We start from the raw sequence: 17,133 nt of genomic DNA on the forward strand, positions 1-17,133 counted from the left end.
GCGCGATTACAGGCCCAGCGCCTTCCAGCCCGTGTGGCCGAGTTTTTCGAGCGTCTCTATGTTCTGCTCGAAGATCGCCTCGGCCTCGGGAAAGGCCTCGACGGCGCGTTCCACGCTTTCTTCGCGCAGCAAATGCAGGATGGCGAAAGGCGCGCGGTTGGTGTAGTTGCCGATGTCGTCGGGCTCCGTGCCGTCGAACTGGAACTGCGGGTGGAAGCTGGCCAGCTGGATCACGCCTTCGAGGCCATGCTCGTCCACCACCCCCTCCGCGATTTCGAGGAAGTCGTTGAAGTCCAGGAAGTCGTCGAACAGCGTGGGATGGATCAACAGCGTGGTGTCGACCTCATCGGCCGGCGTGGCCGCCAGCAAATCCAGTTCGCGGTCCAGTTCCTCGAGCAGGCCGTCCGCGTGTCTGGCCTGGCTCACCACCAGGCGCACCTGGTTCTTGACGTAGACCGCCTTGGCGAACGGGCAGAGGTTGAGCCCGATCACGGCTTTTTCGAGCCACAAACGGGTTTTGTCCAGGACCTCCTGGTCTGTCATGGCAGCTCCCAGCCTTAATGCAGGGCTTTAAAGCGAACGCGTTTGGGTTTTGCACCCTCTTCACCCAGGCGCTTCTTCTTGTCGGCCTCGTACTCCTGGTAGTTGCCGTTAAAGAAGGTCCACTGGCTGTCGCCTTCGGCGGCCAGGATGTGGGTGGCGATGCGGTCCAGGAACCAGCGGTCATGGCTGATCACCAGCACCGAGCCGGCGAATTCCAGCAGCGCGTCTTCGAGCGCGCGCAGGGTTTCCACGTCCAGGTCGTTGGAGGGTTCATCGAGCATCAGCACGTTGCCGCCCGCGATCAGGGTCTTGGCCAGGTGCAAGCGCCCGCGCTCGCCGCCCGACAGCATGCCGACGCGTTTTTGCTGGTCGGCGCCGTTGAAGTTGAAGCGGCCGGCATAGGCGCGGCTGGGCATGGTGAACTTGCCGACGGTCAGCATGTCCAGGCCGCCGGAGATGTCTTCCCAGACGGTTTTTTCATTGGCCAGGTCGTCACGGTGCTGGTCGACAAAGGCCATGCGCGCGGTCTTGCCGATGGCGACTTCGCCGCTGTCCGGCTGCTCCTTGCCGGCGATCAGCTTGAACAGCGTGGATTTACCCGCGCCGTTGGGGCCGATGATGCCGACGATGGCGCCCGCGGGCACCTGGAAGCTCAGGTTGTCGATCAGCAGGCGGTCGCCGAAGGACTTGCTGACGTTCTTGAACTCGATGACTTCATTGCCCAGGCGTTCTGCCACGGGGATGAAGATTTCGTTGGTCTCCACGCGCTTCTGGTATTCAAAATCAGACAGTTCCTCGAAGCGGGCCAGGCGCGACTTGCTCTTGGCCTGGCGTGCCTTGGGATTCTGGCGCGACCATTCGAGTTCCTTCTTCAGGGCCTTGGCGCGGGCTTCCTCGCCCTTTTGCTCCTGCGCCAGGCGCTCGCCCTTTTGCTCCAGCCAGGTGCTGTAGTTGCCCTTCCAGGGGATGCCGTGTCCGCGGTCCAATTCCAGAATCCACTCGGCGGCGTTGTCCAGGAAGTAGCGGTCATGGGTGATGGCCACCACGGTGCCCGAAAAGCGCTGCAGGAACTGCTCCAGCCAGTCCACCGATTCGGCGTCCAGGTGATTGGTGGGTTCGTCAAGCAGCAGCATGTCGGGCTTGGACAGCAGCAAGGCGCACAGCGCGACGCGGCGTTTTTCGCCGCCGGACAACACGCCAATCACGGCATCCCAAGGCGGCAGGCGCAGCGCGTCGGCGGCGATTTCAAGCTGGTGCTCGGAATCGGTGCCGGCGGTGGCGATGATGGCTTCCAGGCGGGCCTGCTCGGCGGCCAGTGCGTCGAAGTCCGCGTCGGGCTCGCCGTAGGCGGTGTACACGGCTTCGAGCTGGGCCTTGGCGGCAAACACCGCGCCCATGCCGGCTTCCACGCTTTCGCGCACCGTGTGTTCCGGGTCCAGCTTGGGCTCCTGCGGCAGGTAGCCGATGTTCAGGCCCGGCATAGGGGTGGCTTCACCCTCGATTTCCGTGTCCAGGCCGGCCATGATCTTGAGCAAAGTCGACTTGCCGGAGCCGTTGGTGCCCAGCACGCCGATCTTGGCGCCGGGGAAGAAGCTGAGCGACACCTCTTTGAGGATATGGCGCTTGGGCGGCACGATTTTGCCGACCTTGTTCATAGTAAATACGTACTGAGCCATCAGGATTACTTTGGTAAAAATGAAAAAACAATGCCAGAAAACGGGCTGCCGGCGGTCCATAAAAACTGTTTTACGGGCTGCCCTGCAGGCTTTCTTGCGGGCTGGAACGACACGCCGCGCCTGGGCGCCAACGCCTTTTGGCAAAGCGTGATTTATGCGTGAATGCCCCCATTATCGTTGCTGTGCGACAATACAGGCGTTGCTGGCTCCAGTTGCCTACAACATTTGGGCACATCCGGGTACCGCAACAAGCGGCTGCTTACGATGTTTTCGGCCCACTTTCTGACCCCATCTGCCTTTGACTGGCGGGTTGCCTTCCAACAGGGCACCCAACAGGCCGATCTAAAGCGCCATACAGGCGCAACATCATGACATTTGAAGAATTGAACCTGGCCCCGGCCATTCTGAAGGCCGTGCTCGAGCAGGGCTACGACACCCCCACCCCCATCCAGGCCCAGGCGATCCCCGCCGTGCTCAAGGGTGTGGACCTGCTGGGCGGCGCCCAGACCGGCACCGGCAAGACCGCTGCCTTCACGCTACCCCTGCTGCAGCGCCTGTCCACCGAAGCGCGCCTGACCAACCGCCGCGGCGTCAACGCCGTGCGCGCCCTGATCATGACCCCCACCCGCGAACTCGCGGCCCAGGTCGAGGAAAGCGTGCGCACCTACGGCAAATACACCGACCTCACCTCCATGGTGATGTTCGGCGGCGTCGGCATGGGCGCCCAGATTGAAAAACTGCGCCGCGGCGTCGACATCCTGGTCGCCACCCCCGGCCGCCTGCTGGACCACGCGAGCCAGGGCACGCTGGACCTGAGCCAGGTGCAGATCCTGGTGCTGGACGAAGCCGACCGCATGCTGGACATGGGCTTCATCCATGACATCAAGAAGGTGCTGGCCCTGGTGCCCAAGCAAAAGCAGTCGCTGCTGTTCAGCGCGACCTTCAGCGATGAAATCCGCGAGCTGGCCAACGGCCTGCTCAAGAACCCCGAATCCATCCAGGTCACGCCGCGCAACACCACGGTGCAGCGCATCACGCAGACCATTCACCCCGTCGGGCGAGCCAAGAAAAAAGCGCTGCTGACCCACATCATCAACGAGCACAACTGGAGCCAGGTGCTGGTGTTCACCCGCACCAAGTTCGGCGCCAACAACGTGGCCGAGCACCTGACCAAGAACGGCATCCCCGCGATGGCGCTGCACGGCAACAAGAGCCAGACCGCCCGCACCCAGGCGCTGGCCGACTTCAAGAGCGGCACGATTCGCGCCCTGGTGGCCACCGACATCGCCGCCCGCGGCATCGACATCGACGAGCTGCCGCACGTCGTGAACTACGAAATCCCGAACGTCAGCGAAGACTACGTGCACCGCATCGGCCGCACCGGCCGCGCCGGCAACAGCGGCGAAGCCGTCAGCCTGGTCTGCCTCGATGAAGAAGGCTTCATGCAGGACATCGAGCGTTTCACCAAGCAGAACATCGAAAAAGTCACCGTCCCCGGCTTTGAAGCCGAAGCCGGCGAACGCGCCGAGCCGCTGGCCATGGGCCGCCAGACCATCTGGGGCGGCCTGGGCAAGCCGCCCAGCCGCGACGTGATGCAGGCAGCCGCCAAGGCCGCCCGCACCGAGATGATGCAACGCATCCGCGACACCAAGGGCGCACAGCCCGCGCGTGGCGCAGGCGGCGGCAACGGTGGCGGCAATGGCGGCGCGCGCGGACGCGGCCCCGCCGGTGGCGGCAATGGTGGTGGTAATGGCGGCGGCAGCAGCGGCCGCGGCCCGCGCACCCCCAACCCCGGCCAGCCGCGCCAGGCTTCAGGTTATTCCCAGAACGGGCAGCCCCCACGGCAGGCCCAGGCACCGCGCCAGCGCGACGACCAGCAGCCGCGCGCACCGCGCAACGAGTCAAGGGAGCCACGCAATGACTTCGACAACCAGCAACCCGCCAGCCACGCCTCCTCAGGCTTCCCCTCCTCCGGCCAGCCCACGGGCGGCAACCGCGGCAACTACCGCGGCGGCAACCGCTCCGGCGGCGGCGGCGGTGGCGGCTCGGGTGGCGCTGGTGGCCGGGGCAACGGGCCTCGTCGGCCGGGCGGTCCTGGCTCGTTTACTGGCCGATAAGCGCTATTCGGCGGTCCACTGCGTGGGCCGCCGCGCACCGGCCCAGCACGACCTCAAGCTGGCCGTGCACCTGACCGATTCCTTCAACGAATTCACGGTCCCGCCACCGGTCGATGACGTCTTCATCGCCCTGGGCACTACCATCAAGACTGCCGGCAGCCGCGCGGCCTTCAGGGCCGTCGATTTCGACGCCGTGCTGGCCGTGGCCCGCGCCGGACGCATTGCCGGCGCCACACGTCTCGGCCTGGTCAGCGCCATGGGCGCAGACGCCCATTCCGCCATTTTTTACAGCCGCGTCAAAGGCGAGGCCGAAGAGGCGCTCCTGCACCTGGGCTTCCCCACCCTGGTGGTGGTCCGGCCTTCGGTGCTTGCGGGCGAGCGCGAATCCCTGGGCCAGCCGCCGCGCGCCGGTGAAAAAATCGCGATCGGCCTGAGCCGGCTTTTCGGCGGCCTGATCCCCGCCAACTACCAGGCCATTTCAGCCGACAAGGTCGCGCGCACGCTGGTCGAGGAAGTGGCCACCCGCCAGGGCCACCATGTGATCCTGTCGGGCGAGATGCAGCGGCACGAGGCGCGCTGACAGTCCCTGCCCGGCACGCGCAAGAGCCCTTATCAGGGCCTTGAAATTTTCACGATGGCATCGGCCCGCTTGTGCAGGTCGGGCAACAGCTCCAGGCCCAAGCCCGGCTTGTCGTTCAGGCTGATCATGCCGTCCTTCACGACCGGCAGTTCCGTCACCAGTTCCTTGTACCAACCGGTAAAAAACGCCCGCACGCTTTCCTGGATCAGTGCATTGGGCGCATGCAGCGACAGGTGCGTGGACGCGGCCCAGACCACGGGACCGGTGCAGTCGTGCGGCGCCACGGGCAACTGCCAGGCATCGGCCATGGCCGCGATCTTGCGCGCCTCCGTGAGGCCCCCGCACCAGCTCAGGTCCAGCATGGCGACACCCGCCACTCCGGTCTGCAGGTAGTCCTTGAAGCCCCACTTGTAGCTGAGGGTTTCGCTCGCGCAGATCAGCGCCTCGCAATCCTTCGCGTACTGTTTAAGCAGGTCCAGCGAATCCATGCGGATGGCGTCTTCATGCCAGAAGGTGTTGAAAGGCTTGAGCGCGCGGGCGATCTTCTGCGCCATCGGCAGCCGCCACAGGCTGTGGAACTCGACCATGATGTCCATCTTGTCGCCGACCGCGTTGCGGATCTTGCGAAAAGGCTCCAGCGCGATGTCCAGGTCGCCATTGCTGATGTACTGGCCGTGGCTTTTTTCGGCGGCCGGGTCGAAGGGCCAGATCTTCATCGCCGTGATGCCTTCGGACAGCAGCGACTCGGCCAGCTCGTCGGCATGGTTGAGGAAACCCTGCAGGTCCTCGTACGGCCCGTTGTTGTTGGCCAGTCCCCAGTTCGAACTCGTCTGGTTGGTGGCGCTGCGAATGTACTGGTAGCCCGCGCAGGTGTTGTAGATGCGGATGCTGTCGCGGCTCTTGCCGCCCAGCGCCGTGTGCACCGGCATGTTGGCGGCCTTGCCGAAGATGTCCCACAGCGCGATGTCGACGGCCGAGTTGCCGCGCGTCTCCACGCCGGAGCCGCGCCAGCCCAGGTAGCCGGTGATGTCGCGGTTGCGTGCCTCGATGGCCAGCGGGTCCTGGCCCAGCAGCTTGGGTGCCGCCCATTCATGAAGGTAGGCCTCGACGGCCGCCGCGCCCATAAAGGTTTCGCCCAGCCCCGTGAGGCCCTCGTCGGTGTGGATGCGCATCCAGATGATGTTGGGGAACTCGCCCAGGCGTATGGTTTCGATCTCCGTGATTTTCACTGCGCACTCCAGGATGCAAAGCTAAAAAAAAAGGCCGCCAGGGTCGCCCCTTGCGGCCTTGTCAGGTCAGGCGCCGGGCCCTGCGGCCCGGCCGGCGTTTAGCCGCCGCGCGCCTTCTTCAGCGCTTCCATCACCACATTGACCGGCTCCGCGCCGATCAGCGGCACGTTCTTGTCGTAGACAGGCTTGACCTTGTCGAACATGCGTTTCTGTTCGGCCGGCGTCACTTCGTTGACCACCATGGTCTTCTTCAGGTTGGCAAGCGACTTCTCGTTGAGTTCGCGGTTGGCGGCGCGTTCCACCTTCTGGCCTTCACGCGCGGCTTCGCGCAGCACGGCCTGCTCCTGCGGATTCAGCTGGTCCCAGAGTTTCTTGCTGTACAGGATCAGGAAAGGCGTATAGGCGTGGCGCGTCACGCTCAGGTACTTCTGCACTTCGCTGAACTTGGAGGTCTCGATGGTGACGAAGGGGTTTTCCTGGCCGTCTATGGTCTTGGTTTCCAGGGCCGTGAAGACTTCGCCGAAAGCCATGGGCACGGCGTTGGTGCCCAGCGACTTGAAGGAGTCCAGGAAGATGTTGTTCTGCATCACGCGCACCTTGACGCCTTCGAAGTCCTCGACCTTGGCGACCGGGCGCTTGCTGTTGGTCAGGTTGCGGAAACCGTTTTCCCAATAGGCCAGGTTGACCAGGCCCGCGGCCTCCAGCTTCTTGTTGAAGTATTCGCCGGCCGGGCCGTCGAGCACCGCATCGGCTTCCTTCTCGTTGGCGAACAGGAAAGGCAGGTCGAAGACGCCGAGTTCCTTGACGATGCCCACCAGCGGCGAGCTGGAGGTGCAGACCATCTCCTGGGTGCCGGCGCGCAGCGCCTGCGTGGCCGGCAGGTCGCCGCCCGCGGCGCCGCCCCAGAAGGCGCTGATCTTCATCTTGCCGCCGGTCTTGGCCGCCAGCACTTCCTGCATCTTCTTCACGCCCAGGCCCACGGGGTGGTCTTCGTTCACGCCATTGGTGAACTTGATGGTGCGTTCGGCAAATTGCGCGAACGACGAGGTGGCGACGAGCAAGGCGCCGGCAGCCAGGGCTGCGGCAAGGGTTCTGCGTTTGAACATGGTTGTCTCCTTTATATGAACACGGGGGGGGGGTTGAAAAGCTCTCAGCGCATCAGCCACTGAAGCGGTACGGTCACGATCGACGGGAAAAGCACCAGCAGGAACAGCACGGCCAGCTGCGCCAGCAGGAAGGGAAGCACGCCCTTGAAGGCTTCGTCCATGCTGATTTTGGCAACACCGCACACGACATTGAGCACCGTGCCCACAGGCGGCGTGATCAGGCCGATGGCGTTGTTCATGATGAACATGATGCCGAAATACACCGGGTCTATACCGGCCTTGAGCACCAGCGGCATCAGCACCGGCGTGAGGATCAGCACCGTGGGCGTGAAATCAAGCGCCGTGCCGACCACCACGATCAGCACCATCATGACGAACATCAGCAGCATCTTGTTGCCGATGAAAGGCGCCATCATGTCGGCCACTTCGGTGGGAATGTTGGCCACCGTGATCAGCCAGGCGCTGACCATCGCGGCGGCCACCAGGAACATCACCACGGCGGTGGTCTTGCCCGCGGCCAGGATCAGGCCGTAGATCGCCGACCATTTGAGCTCGCCGTAAATGAACTTGCCGACCACGAAGCTGTACACCGCGGCCACCACGGCGGCTTCGGTCGGCGTGAAGATGCCGAACTTCATGCCGCCGATGATGACGATGGGCAAGGCGAGCGCGAAGCCGCCTTCGGCCGTGATGCGCAGCCGGTCGGGCATGGCGACTTTGGGTGCGGACGGGACGTTCTCTTTTTTCGCCACCCACCACCAGGTCAGGCCTATGGCCGCGCCCATCAGGATGCCCGGCACGATGCCGGCAAGAAACAGCTTGGTGATGGACACGTTGCCGGCCACGCCGAAGATGATCAGGCCTATGGACGGCGGAATGACGGGCGCGATGATACCGCCTGACGCGATGAGGCCCGAAGCCCGGCCCACGTTGTAGCCCGCCGCGCGCATCATGGGGATCAAGAGCGCGGCCAGCGCGGCGGTGTCGGCAATGGCCGAACCCGAAAGCGAGGCCATGATGACGGCGGCGATCACCGTGACGTAACCCAGCCCGCCGCGGAAATGCCCGACCCAGGCCATGGCCAGGTTGACGATGCGCCGGCTCAAGCCGCCCGCGTTCATGAACTCCCCGGCCAGCAGGAAAAACGGCACGGCCAGCAGGGGGAAGTTGTCGGCGCCGTCGACAAAACGCTGGGCGATGATCTGGCTGTCGAAGGTGACGACGTGGCTGGTGGCCGCCAGGTAACCCATCAGGGTCACGCCGCAGGCCAGCAACGAATAGGCGATCGGCATGCCGATGGCCATGAAGAACAGCAGGCTCAGGATGAAAACGCTGACGGTCATGCCCGGCCTCCTTCAATCTGCTTCTCGACGTCAGCCAGGCCTTCGGTTTCCACCACCTGCACCAGTTCGGCTTCGGTGATGGTGCCGCTCAGCAGGCGCCACAGCACATGCAGGTTGAAGATCCCCATCACCACGCTGGTGACGTAGCCGATACCGTAGACCCAGATCATCGAGATACCGACCACGGGCGAAACGTTGCTCGACTGCAGCTCGTGCATCTCGTAAGTTCCCATGAAGAACAGCACGTTGCAGAACAGCATGATGGACTCGCTCAGGAACAGGCAGACCTTTTTGCCGATGACGGGCAGGTGTTTGATCAGCGTGTCCACGCCGAGGTGGCCGCGCTCGTGCATGGCCACCATGGCGCCTATGTAGGTAAGCCAGATGAAGCAGTAGCGCGACATCTCGTCGGACACGGTGATGCCGGAGTTCATGGTGTAGCGCAGCAGCACGTTGCCGAACACCATGACGACCATGGCCACCATGGCCACGACGACGAGGAACTCCAGCGCCTTGAAGAACCAGTGAATGGCGCTTTCGATATTTTTCTGCAAGCTTGTCTCCTGTCTGTTGTTATCTGTTGTTATGTTGTTGTCTGCTGCGGATTCCGTCAGACCATCTTGAGCATGGGCGCCGGCTGGTTGAGCCGCGGCAGGCGCCGGCGCGAGGCCAGCACTTCCTCGATGTCGTTGCGCGCCCCGTCGATGAGCCGCTGGATCGCGCTTTCGGCACGGTCGGCGTCGTGCGCGATCACGGCGTCCAGCACCTCTCGGTGCAGCGGCAGTGAATTGAGCGGGCCGTCCTTGCGGCGCGTTGAAATTTCAAAGCTGGTGCGCAGCAAGGCGCCCAAGGCCTTGCTCATCTGCACCAGCATGCGGTTGCGCGAGGCGCTGAGCAGCCCCTGGTGAAAACGCAGGTCGTGGGTGACGTAGTCGCCGCCCTCCTCCACCGCGCGCTTCATGCCCGCGTAGGAAAGCTCGATGCCGGCAATGTCCTCCGGCGTGGCGCGCTCGGCGGCCAGGCGCATCGCGGCCGGCTCCACCACGCGCCGCAGGTCCTGCAAGTCGCGCAGGAATTCGGGCGTGAGCCCGGCCTTGGACTGCCAGATGATGACATCCGGGTCAAACCAGTTCCAGTGCTCCTCGGACAGCACCCGCGTGCCGACTTTCGGGCCGGTGGTGATCAGGCCCTTGGCGATCAGCGACTTCACGGCCTCGCGCACCACCGTGCGGCTCACGCCGAGCTCTTCGCACAGCATGGGCTCGGGCGGCAGCGAGGCGCCCACCGCATAGCGGCCCGCCACCACGGCTTCGCCGAGGTGGTCTACCGTGTTGCCGTGGACGTTCTTGATCATGGAAGGCCTTGCAGCGTGAGGCTAGCCGCGCACGAAGAGCGTGACGAGCGGGTCGGGCCCGGCCTGCGCGCTCCAGTGGCCGTGCAATTGCGCGTCAAAAGTCGCGCCGGCCGGCAGCACGTCGGCCGAATAAAAGTGCTGGCCCGGGCCGAACACGCGTGACTCGCCGCCCTGCAAGCCGATTTCCATCTGCCCGCCCAGGATGAACACCCACTGGGGCTTGGGTGTGCAATGGAACTGGCTGCGAAAACCCACCGGGCTGTGGCGCAACTGGTAGCCGCCCGAAGCAAACAGTTCGGACAGCATCGCCTGCGGCGAGCCTTCGCCCAGCGGAATGGATTCGCTGCGAAAGCGCGCGCGGCCGTCGGTATCGGTATAGAGGACGACTTTTTCAAAAACTGTCAAAACGGGCTCCGGGCAAACTGGAAAAAGAGGTGGGCGCGGCAAGCTGGCGGTGCCGGTGCATTGTTATCATATGATGATTAGCCCGCGCGCTTTCTATGGAAAACCCGGGGTAGGGCATGGCTTCAGGCACATTCCGGCACCGGCGTCAGCAAAGGCGTGCCGGCAAAATGCGCGCGCAGGTTGTCTGCCGCGAGGTCGGCCATGGCCTGGCGCGTCTGCACCGTCGCGCTGGCCATGTGCGGCGTCAGCACCACGTTGTCCAGCGCCCAGAGCGCCTCCAGCGGATGGGGCTCGTTCTCGAACACGTCCAGCCCCGCGCCGGCGATCACGCCGCGCTGCAGCGCATCGACCAGCGCTGCTTCATCGACCACCGAGCCGCGCGCCACATTGATCAGGTAGCCGCCGGAACCCAGCGCCGCCAGCACTTCGGCATTGATCATGTGCCGCGTGCCCGCGCCGCCCGGCGTGATCACGATGAGGAAATCCACCTCGGCCGCGAGCGCCGCCGCCGTCGGGTAAAACGCATACGGAAGACCAGCTTTGGCGCTGCGTGCCGTGTAGGCAATCGACATGCCGAAAGCCTGGGCCCGGTCGGCGATGGCCTGGCCGATCCGGCCCAGACCCACGATGCCCAGCCGCGCGCCCGAGACCTTGCGCGCCAGCGGCATGGGACCTTCCTTGGCCCAGCGGCCGGCCCGCACGTAACGGTCCGCCAGCGGAATGCGGCGGGCGACCGACAGCATCAGGCCCATGGCCAGGTCGGCAACTTCGTCATTGAGCACATTCGGCGTGTGCGTGACGGGAATGCCGCGCTCGATCGCGGCGGCCACGTCGATGCCGTCATACCCCACACCCATCAGCGAAATGATTTCAAGCGCGGGCAACTGCTGCTGCAGCGCGCGCGGCACTTTCGATTCGCCGCCGCCCGCGATGCCGCGTATCTGCGGCGCAATCTTGGCGAAGGCCGCCGGATCGCTGTCGTGCAGGCGGTCGTGCACTTCAAAAGAAGCCTGCAACTGCGACATGAAAAAGGGCGCGAGCTTGGCGACGGAAAGGATGTGCGGGCGGGAGGAAGGAGCTGAAGAAGAAGAAGAAGAAGAAGAAGAAGGAGCTGCGGTCATGGTTTTTACTAGGGCTGGAATTCAATGGTATGACGATAATATGTTTAAAGACTTAAGGATTTTCCCGCATGAGCACACCTCCGAAGAAAAAACCCGCCCACGAACTTCGCAGCCAGCAATGGTTCGGCCGCCAGGACCGCGACGGCTTTGCCTACCGCAGCTGGGTCAAGGGCAAGGGCGTTCCACACGACCAGTTCGACGGCCGGCCCGTCATCGGCATCTGCAACACCTTCAGCGAACTGACGCCCTGCAACTCGCACTTTCGCACGATTGCCGAGCAGGTCAAGATCGGCGTCTATGAGGCCGGCGGTTTCCCGCTGGAGTTTCCGGTGATGTCGCTGGGCGAAACCCTGCTGCGCCCCACCGCCATGCTGTACCGCAACCTGGCCAGCATGGACGTGGAGGAAAGCATACGCGGCAACCCCATCGACGGCGTGGTGCTGCTGATGGGCTGCGACAAGACCACGCCCTCGCTGGTGATGGGCGCGGCCAGCGTCGACCTGCCCACGGTGGGCGTCAGCGGCGGCCCCATGCTCAGCGGAAAATGGCGCGGCCAGGAACTCGGATCGGGCACCGGGGTATGGAGCATGAGCGAGCAGGTGCGCGCCGGCACGCTCAAGCTGCAGGACTTCTTCGAGGCCGAAAGCTGCATGCACCGCAGCCACGGCCACTGCATGACCATGGGCACGGCTTCGACCATGGCCAGCATGGTCGAGGCGCTCGGCATAGGCCTGCCCGGCAATGCCGCCTACCCGGCGGTGGACGGCCGCCGCAACGTGCTGGCCCGCATGGCCGGCCGCCGCGCCGTCGAGATGGTGCATGAAGATCTCATACTCTCCAAAATCCTCACGCGCGAAGCGTTCGAGAACGCCATCAAGACCCTGGCCGCGATCGGCGGCTCGACCAATGCGGTGATCCACCTGATCGCCATGGCCGGCCGGATCGGCGTAAAACTCACGGTCGACGACTTCGACCGCCTGGCCAGCGAACTGCCCTGCCTGGTCAACCTGCAGCCCTCGGGCAAGTACCTGATGGAAGATTTCTGCTACGCCGGCGGCCTGCCGGTGGTGATGAAGGAGATCGCGCAGCACCTGCACACCGGCGCCATCACCGCCAACGGCAAAACCATCGGTGAAAACATCGCCGATGCGGAAAACTACAACACCGAGGTCATCAAGCCGCTGTCGGCGCCCTTCAAGGACAAGGCCGGCATCGCCGTGCTGCGCGGCAACCTCTCGCCGCGCGGCGCCGTCATCAAGCCCAGCGCCGCCACGCCCGCGCTCATGGTGCACAAGGGCCGTGCCGTGGTGTTTGAAACCATTGAAGACTTCCACGCGCGCATCGACGACGAAAACCTGGACATCGACGAAAACTGCGTGATGGTGCTGAAGAACTGCGGGCCCAAAGGCTACCCCGGCATGGCCGAAGTCGGCAACATGCCGTTGCCGCCCAAGGTGCTGCGCAAGGGCATCACCGACATGGTGCGCATCAGCGATGCGCGCATGAGCGGCACGGCCTACGGCACCGTGGTGCTGCACACGGCGCCCGAAGCGGCGGCCGGCGGCCCGCTGGCCCTGGTGCAAAACGGCGACATCATCGAGCTCGACGTGCCGAACCGCCGCCTGCACCTGCACGTGAGCGACGAGGAACTGGCCAGGCGCATGGCCGGCTGGAAGCCGCCCGAGCCGCCGCTGTCCTCGGGCTACTGGAAGCTTTACATCGACCACGTGCTGCAGGCCGACGAAGGCGTGGACCTGGATTTCCTGGTGGGCAAACGCGGCTCTTTTGTGCCGCGCGACAACCACTGAGCCGGGTACGGCGCGGGTACAGCACGGGTACGAGAGGGCAAGCACGCGGCGGGTACCATTGACGGTTTGAGGCGCGGCGTGTTTTCCCTGGATTTCTTCCTGCGGAAGAGCCCGCGCCGGGATGCCGCAAGCCGCCAGGAAACCCATGCAAGCCAGAAAATTCGATGTCGTCGCGCTAGGCGAAGCCATGGTGGAGTTCAACCAGACCGCCGCCGGCCAGCCCAACTACCTGCAGGGCTTCGGCGGTGACACCAGCAATGCCGTGATCGCCGCGGCGCGCGCCGGCGCCAGCACCGCCTACCTGACCCGCCTGGGCGGCGACACCTTCGGCCAGTCGCTGATGGCCTTGTGGGCCGCCGAGAACGTCTCCACGGCCGCCGTGCAGCAGGACGGCGAAGCCAGCACCGGCCTCTACTTCGTCACCCACGGGCCCAAGGGCCACGAATTCAGCTACCTGCGCGCGGGCTCCGCCGCCAGCCGCATGACGCCGGCCTGGCTGCAGCAGGGTGCGGCCGATGCCGTGCGCCAGGCCCAGGTGCTGCACGTGTCGGGCATCTCGCTGGCGATTTCCGCGAGCGCCTGCGACACGGCTTTTGCCGCGATGAAACTGGCCAGGGAGTCCGGCACGCTGGTGTCTTTTGATTCCAACCTGCGGCTCAAGCTCTGGCCGCTGGATCGGGCGCTGGCCTGCACCCGCCATGCGGTGTCGCTCAGCGACATCTTCCTGCCCAGCCTGGAAGACATCACCGCCCTCAACGGCATGACCGGCCCCGACGCGGTGGTGGACTGGGGCCATTCCCTGGGCGCCAAAACCGTGGTGCTCAAACTCGGTGGCGAAGGCGCATTGGTCAGCGACGGCGCGCGGCGCGAACGCGTGCCGGTGCATCGCGTCAAGCTGGTGGACGCCACCGGCGCGGGCGACTGCTTTTGCGGCAACCTGCTGGCGCGCATCGCGCAGGGCGACACAGTGTTCGAGGCCGCGCGCTATGCCAATGCGGCAGCCGCCCTCACGGTACAGGGCTATGGCGCCGTCGCGCCGCTGCCGCGGCCCGAACAGGTCAGGGCCTTGCTATGAGCCGCCTCCTCGCGGTCGACTGGGGCAGTTCGTCGCTGCGCGGCGCGCTGCTGGATGCGGACGGCGCGGCGCTTGATGAACGCTCCTTCGCGCGCGGCATCCTGACGGTGGAGGCCGGCGGCTTTCCCGCTGTGTTTGAAAGCTGCTTCGGCGACTGGATGACACCCGGCACGCTGTGCCTGATTTCCGGCATGGCCGGCAGCAAGCAAGGCTGGCGCGAAGCGCCCTACTGTGCCTGCCCCGCAGGCTTTGGCGCGATTGCCGCCGCGCTCGAATGGGTGGAGCCCGGCCGCATCGCCATCGTGCCGGGCCTCAGCATCGACAAGGCCGGCGTGCCCGACGTGATGCGCGGAGAGGAAACACAAATCTTCGGCGCCCTGCAACTGCTGGGCTTGAGCGACGCCCGCCTGGTGCTGCCCGGCACACACAGCAAATGGGCGACCGTGACGAACCGCCAGGTGACGGACTTCTCGACCTGGATGACCGGCGAGTTTTATGCGCTGCTGCGCCGCCATTCCATCCTGGCGCGCATGCTGCCCGAGGACGAACCCGCGCTGGACGCCGCAGCCTTCGAGCAGGGCGTGGCCCATGCGCTGGCCGGCCCCGGCCTGCTGAACACCGCCTTCAGCACACGCACGCTGTCGCTGTTCAGCCGCATGGCGACCGAAGCCCTGCCCAGCTACCTGTCCGGACTGGTCATCGGCGAAGAACTCAAATCACAAACACTGCCGCGCGGCGAAGCCGTGGTGGTGATGGGCGCCGAAGCGCTCACGGCCCGCTACGAATTGGCGCTGGCCCAGCTCGGCGTGCCGGTGAAGCGCGTGGGCGCGGGCGCCACCTGGCGCGGCCTGCGCGCCATTGCCGACACGCTGGGCTAACCCGGCCGCACTCCATCGATAGAACACCATGAACAACGCACACCAAAAATTTTCCAAGGCCCTGACCAACCTCCCCCTGGTCGCCATCCTGCGCGGACTCACGACGGCCGAGGCCTTGCCCGTCGGCCAGGCGCTGGTCTCCACCGGCTGGACGCTGATCGAAATCCCGCTTAACTCGCCGCAACCGCTGGACAGCATTGCCGCGATGGCCGGCGCCTACCCGGACGCCCTGATAGGCGCGGGCACCGTGCTGACGCCCGAGGACGTGCGCAATGTGCAGGCTGCCGGCGGCGAACTCATCGTCTCGCCCAACTTCAACCCCGTCGTGGTTCGCGAAGCCGCGCGCCTGGGCATGGTCTGCCTGCCCGGCGTGATGACGGCCAGCGAAGCCTTTGGCGCGCTGGAAGCGGGCGCGACCGGACTCAAAATTTTCCCGGCAGAGATGATCACACCCGCCGTGGTGAAAGCCCTGCGCGCGGTTCTGCCAAAGCAAACTCCCGTGATGCCGGTGGGCGGCGTCACGCCGGACAACATGGGCGCTTACCTCGCGGCCGGCGCCAACGGCTTCGGCATTGGCTCGGCGCTGTACAAGCCCGGCACCACGGCGGCCCAGGTGGGCGAGAACGCCAAGAACTTCATCGCCGCCTACACGGGTACCATGCGGGCATGAACATCACCTCCTCCGCGCCAGCACCCACCATCTCCTTCGGCCTGGCCGGCCGCGTCTGCATCGTCACCGGCGGTGCGCAAGGCATAGGCGAGGCCTGCGCGCGCCGCTTCGCGCGCGAAGCGGCTGTCGTGGTGATCGCCGACATTGATGATGCGCGCGGCGTGGCCCTGGCCAAAGAGCTGGACGGCCTCTATGTGCACTGCGACGTCGGAGACAAAGCCCAGGTCGATGCACTTGTCGCGCAAACCGTGGCCGCGCACGGCCGCATCGACGTGCTGGTCAACAACGCCGGCATCTTCAAGGCCGCCGAATTCCTCGACGTGACCGAAGCCGACTTCGACGCCGTGCTGCGCATCAACCTCAAAGGCTCCTTCCTGGTGGGCCAGGCCGTGGCACGCGTGATGGCGGCCGCCGGCAAAGGCAGCATCGTCAACATGAGCTCGGTCAACGGCGTGCTCGCCATTCCGACCATTGCCAGCTACAACGTCAGCAAGGGCGGCATCAACCAGCTCACGCGCGTGATGGCCCTCTCGCTGGCCGGCCAGGGCGTGCGCGTCAATGCGGTGGCGCCCGGCACCATCGCCACCGAGCTGGCCGCCAAGGCCGTGTTGACCAGCGACGAGGCCAAAGCCAAAATCATGAGCCGCACACCCTTGAAGCGGTTGGGCGAGCCGTCCGAGATCGCCGACACCGTGGCTTACCTGGCCAGTGATGCGGCCAGCTACGTCACCGGCGAAATCGTGGTGGTTGACGGCGGGCGCATGACGCTGAACTACACCGTGCCGGTGTAGGGCGGCTTGGTTCAGAACTGCAGCCGGTTCTTGCCATGCGAGTCCTTGTTTCTTCAGGTATTCGGGGTTCTGTTTTCGGCTGTTGGCTGTTCGGTATTCCTGTCTCCACCCCTTGTGGATGCGCCGAGGAGCGGAGGTCCAGACGGATCAGGGCAAAAACTTGTTTGAGCCGCAGGCGAGTTGTTTTTGACCCCGGCTGGACCGAGCACCGCAGGTTGCCCCGGAGCGCAGCGCAGGGGACGCAGCAACCAGGGTCGCCTTTTCTTTGGTGACTTTCTTTTGGCGAAGCCGGCGTGTGTCAAGGTAGTTGTCGCCTCGGGTGAACTTATGCCGCGAGATTTTGCCTTTGCGCTTGTTCGCGTTCCGGATTGAGGTACACGGCGTCTGCCAGGTGCCAGTTCCTGATCTGTGCGGACCAGCGTTGCGGATGGCGGTCC

Annotated in this window: 16 protein-coding genes; 7 read left to right on the plus strand and 9 right to left on the minus strand. The window is 65.0% G+C overall.

Annotated features, from left to right (window positions below):
- Positions 1–6 precede the first annotated feature (6 nt).
- Positions 7–543, minus strand: coding sequence for a DUF1415 domain-containing protein (locus tag ACLV8F_RS11435; protein WP_411878798.1), 537 nt, complete (start codon positions 541–543; stop codon positions 7–9).
- Positions 544–557: 14 nt separating this feature from the next.
- The gene (gene ettA / locus ACLV8F_RS11440; RefSeq protein ID WP_411884337.1) at positions 558–2,219 is read right to left on the minus strand and encodes an energy-dependent translational throttle protein EttA; all 1,662 of its coding nucleotides are present in this window, start codon (positions 2,217–2,219) and stop codon (positions 558–560) included.
- 368 nt (positions 2,220–2,587) lie between these two features.
- Here ettA and ACLV8F_RS11445 point away from each other — a divergent pair, with 368 nt between their 5' ends.
- Both ACLV8F_RS11445 and ACLV8F_RS11450 read left to right on the plus strand, forming a co-directional pair.
- Positions 2,588–4,336, plus strand: coding sequence for a DEAD/DEAH box helicase (locus ACLV8F_RS11445; protein ID WP_411884338.1), 1,749 nt, complete (start codon positions 2,588–2,590; stop codon positions 4,334–4,336).
- Positions 4,278–4,916 carry an epimerase gene (locus ACLV8F_RS11450; RefSeq protein ID WP_411884339.1) on the plus strand — a complete coding sequence of 213 codons (639 nt, stop codon included), beginning with the start codon at positions 4,278–4,280 and terminating at the stop codon, positions 4,914–4,916. The genes ACLV8F_RS11445 and ACLV8F_RS11450 overlap by 59 nt, the downstream gene beginning before the upstream one ends.
- A 32-nt stretch (positions 4,917–4,948) precedes the next feature.
- On the opposite strand, the gene ACLV8F_RS11455 is transcribed toward ACLV8F_RS11450, so the two are convergent.
- The 7 genes from ACLV8F_RS11455 to ACLV8F_RS11485 form a co-directional block, all read right to left on the minus strand.
- Positions 4,949–6,145 carry a mandelate racemase/muconate lactonizing enzyme family protein gene (locus tag ACLV8F_RS11455; RefSeq protein WP_411884340.1) on the minus strand — a complete coding sequence of 399 codons (1,197 nt, stop codon included), beginning with the start codon at positions 6,143–6,145 and terminating at the stop codon, positions 4,949–4,951.
- A 98-nt stretch (positions 6,146–6,243) separates the two neighbouring features.
- The gene (locus ACLV8F_RS11460) at positions 6,244–7,251 is read right to left on the minus strand and encodes a TRAP transporter substrate-binding protein (protein ID WP_411884341.1); all 1,008 of its coding nucleotides are present in this window, start codon (positions 7,249–7,251) and stop codon (positions 6,244–6,246) included.
- Between the two features lie 44 nt (positions 7,252–7,295).
- Positions 7,296–8,594, minus strand: coding sequence for a TRAP transporter large permease subunit (locus ACLV8F_RS11465; protein WP_411884342.1), 1,299 nt, complete (start codon positions 8,592–8,594; stop codon positions 7,296–7,298).
- The gene (locus ACLV8F_RS11470) at positions 8,591–9,148 is read right to left on the minus strand and encodes a TRAP transporter small permease (RefSeq protein WP_411884343.1); all 558 of its coding nucleotides are present in this window, start codon (positions 9,146–9,148) and stop codon (positions 8,591–8,593) included. Before ACLV8F_RS11470 ends, ACLV8F_RS11465 begins: the two co-directional genes overlap by 4 nt.
- Positions 9,149–9,204: 56 nt before the next feature.
- On the minus strand, positions 9,205–9,948 hold the full coding sequence (locus ACLV8F_RS11475) for a FadR/GntR family transcriptional regulator (protein WP_411884344.1): 744 nt from the start codon (positions 9,946–9,948) through the stop codon (positions 9,205–9,207).
- A 21-nt stretch (positions 9,949–9,969) separates the two neighbouring features.
- Positions 9,970–10,353 carry a hypothetical protein gene (locus ACLV8F_RS11480; RefSeq protein WP_411884345.1) on the minus strand — a complete coding sequence of 128 codons (384 nt, stop codon included), beginning with the start codon at positions 10,351–10,353 and terminating at the stop codon, positions 9,970–9,972.
- 122 nt (positions 10,354–10,475) lie between these two features.
- Positions 10,476–11,474: a 2-hydroxyacid dehydrogenase gene (locus ACLV8F_RS11485; RefSeq protein WP_411884346.1), complete on the minus strand. Its 999-nt coding sequence runs from the start codon at positions 11,472–11,474 to the stop codon at positions 10,476–10,478.
- A gap of 68 nt (positions 11,475–11,542) precedes the next feature.
- Between ACLV8F_RS11485 and ACLV8F_RS11490 the strand changes: the two genes are divergently transcribed.
- The 5 genes from ACLV8F_RS11490 (at position 11,543) to ACLV8F_RS11510 (ending at position 16,696) form a co-directional block, all read left to right on the plus strand.
- Complete coding sequence (locus tag ACLV8F_RS11490) at positions 11,543–13,282, plus strand: IlvD/Edd family dehydratase (protein ID WP_411884347.1); 1,740 nt, start codon at positions 11,543–11,545, stop codon at positions 13,280–13,282.
- Between the two features lie 145 nt (positions 13,283–13,427).
- Entirely contained in the window at positions 13,428–14,357 is a 930-nt protein-coding gene (locus tag ACLV8F_RS11495) for a sugar kinase (RefSeq protein WP_411884348.1), read from the plus strand.
- The gene (locus tag ACLV8F_RS11500; protein WP_411884349.1) at positions 14,354–15,235 is read left to right on the plus strand and encodes a 2-dehydro-3-deoxygalactonokinase; all 882 of its coding nucleotides are present in this window, start codon (positions 14,354–14,356) and stop codon (positions 15,233–15,235) included. The genes ACLV8F_RS11495 and ACLV8F_RS11500 overlap by 4 nt, the downstream gene beginning before the upstream one ends.
- 28 nt (positions 15,236–15,263) lie before the next feature.
- Positions 15,264–15,905, plus strand: coding sequence for a 2-dehydro-3-deoxy-6-phosphogalactonate aldolase (locus ACLV8F_RS11505; RefSeq protein ID WP_411884350.1), 642 nt, complete (start codon positions 15,264–15,266; stop codon positions 15,903–15,905).
- Positions 15,902–16,696 (plus strand): SDR family NAD(P)-dependent oxidoreductase, encoded by a 795-nt coding sequence (locus ACLV8F_RS11510; protein ID WP_411884351.1) that lies wholly within the window; start codon positions 15,902–15,904, stop codon positions 16,694–16,696. The genes ACLV8F_RS11505 and ACLV8F_RS11510 overlap by 4 nt, the downstream gene beginning before the upstream one ends.
- Positions 16,697–17,133 lie beyond the last annotated feature (437 nt).

Origin of the sequence: Polaromonas sp. YR568, assembly GCF_943369675.1 — a bacterium.
GTDB lineage: Bacteria > Pseudomonadota > Gammaproteobacteria > Burkholderiales > Burkholderiaceae_C > Polaromonas.

Coding starts and splice junctions, on each gene's coding strand:
- ACLV8F_RS11435 (WP_411878798.1), bottom strand. CDS start 543: ATGACAGACCAGGAGGTCCTGGACAAAACCCGTTTGTGGCTCGAAAAA.
- ettA (WP_411884337.1), bottom strand. CDS start 2,219: ATGGCTCAGTACGTATTTACTATGAACAAGGTCGGCAAAATCGTGCCG.
- ACLV8F_RS11445 (WP_411884338.1), top strand. CDS start 2,588: ATGACATTTGAAGAATTGAACCTGGCCCCGGCCATTCTGAAGGCCGTG.
- ACLV8F_RS11460 (WP_411884341.1), bottom strand. CDS start 7,251: ATGTTCAAACGCAGAACCCTTGCCGCAGCCCTGGCTGCCGGCGCCTTG.
- ACLV8F_RS11465 (WP_411884342.1), bottom strand. CDS start 8,594: ATGACCGTCAGCGTTTTCATCCTGAGCCTGCTGTTCTTCATGGCCATC.
- ACLV8F_RS11475 (WP_411884344.1), bottom strand. CDS start 9,948: ATGATCAAGAACGTCCACGGCAACACGGTAGACCACCTCGGCGAAGCC.
- ACLV8F_RS11485 (WP_411884346.1), bottom strand. CDS start 11,474: ATGACCGCAGCTCCTTCTTCTTCTTCTTCTTCTTCTTCTTCAGCTCCT.
- ACLV8F_RS11490 (WP_411884347.1), top strand. CDS start 11,543: ATGAGCACACCTCCGAAGAAAAAACCCGCCCACGAACTTCGCAGCCAG.
- ACLV8F_RS11495 (WP_411884348.1), top strand. CDS start 13,428: ATGCAAGCCAGAAAATTCGATGTCGTCGCGCTAGGCGAAGCCATGGTG.
- ACLV8F_RS11500 (WP_411884349.1), top strand. CDS start 14,354: ATGAGCCGCCTCCTCGCGGTCGACTGGGGCAGTTCGTCGCTGCGCGGC.
- ACLV8F_RS11505 (WP_411884350.1), top strand. CDS start 15,264: ATGAACAACGCACACCAAAAATTTTCCAAGGCCCTGACCAACCTCCCC.
- ACLV8F_RS11510 (WP_411884351.1), top strand. CDS start 15,902: ATGAACATCACCTCCTCCGCGCCAGCACCCACCATCTCCTTCGGCCTG.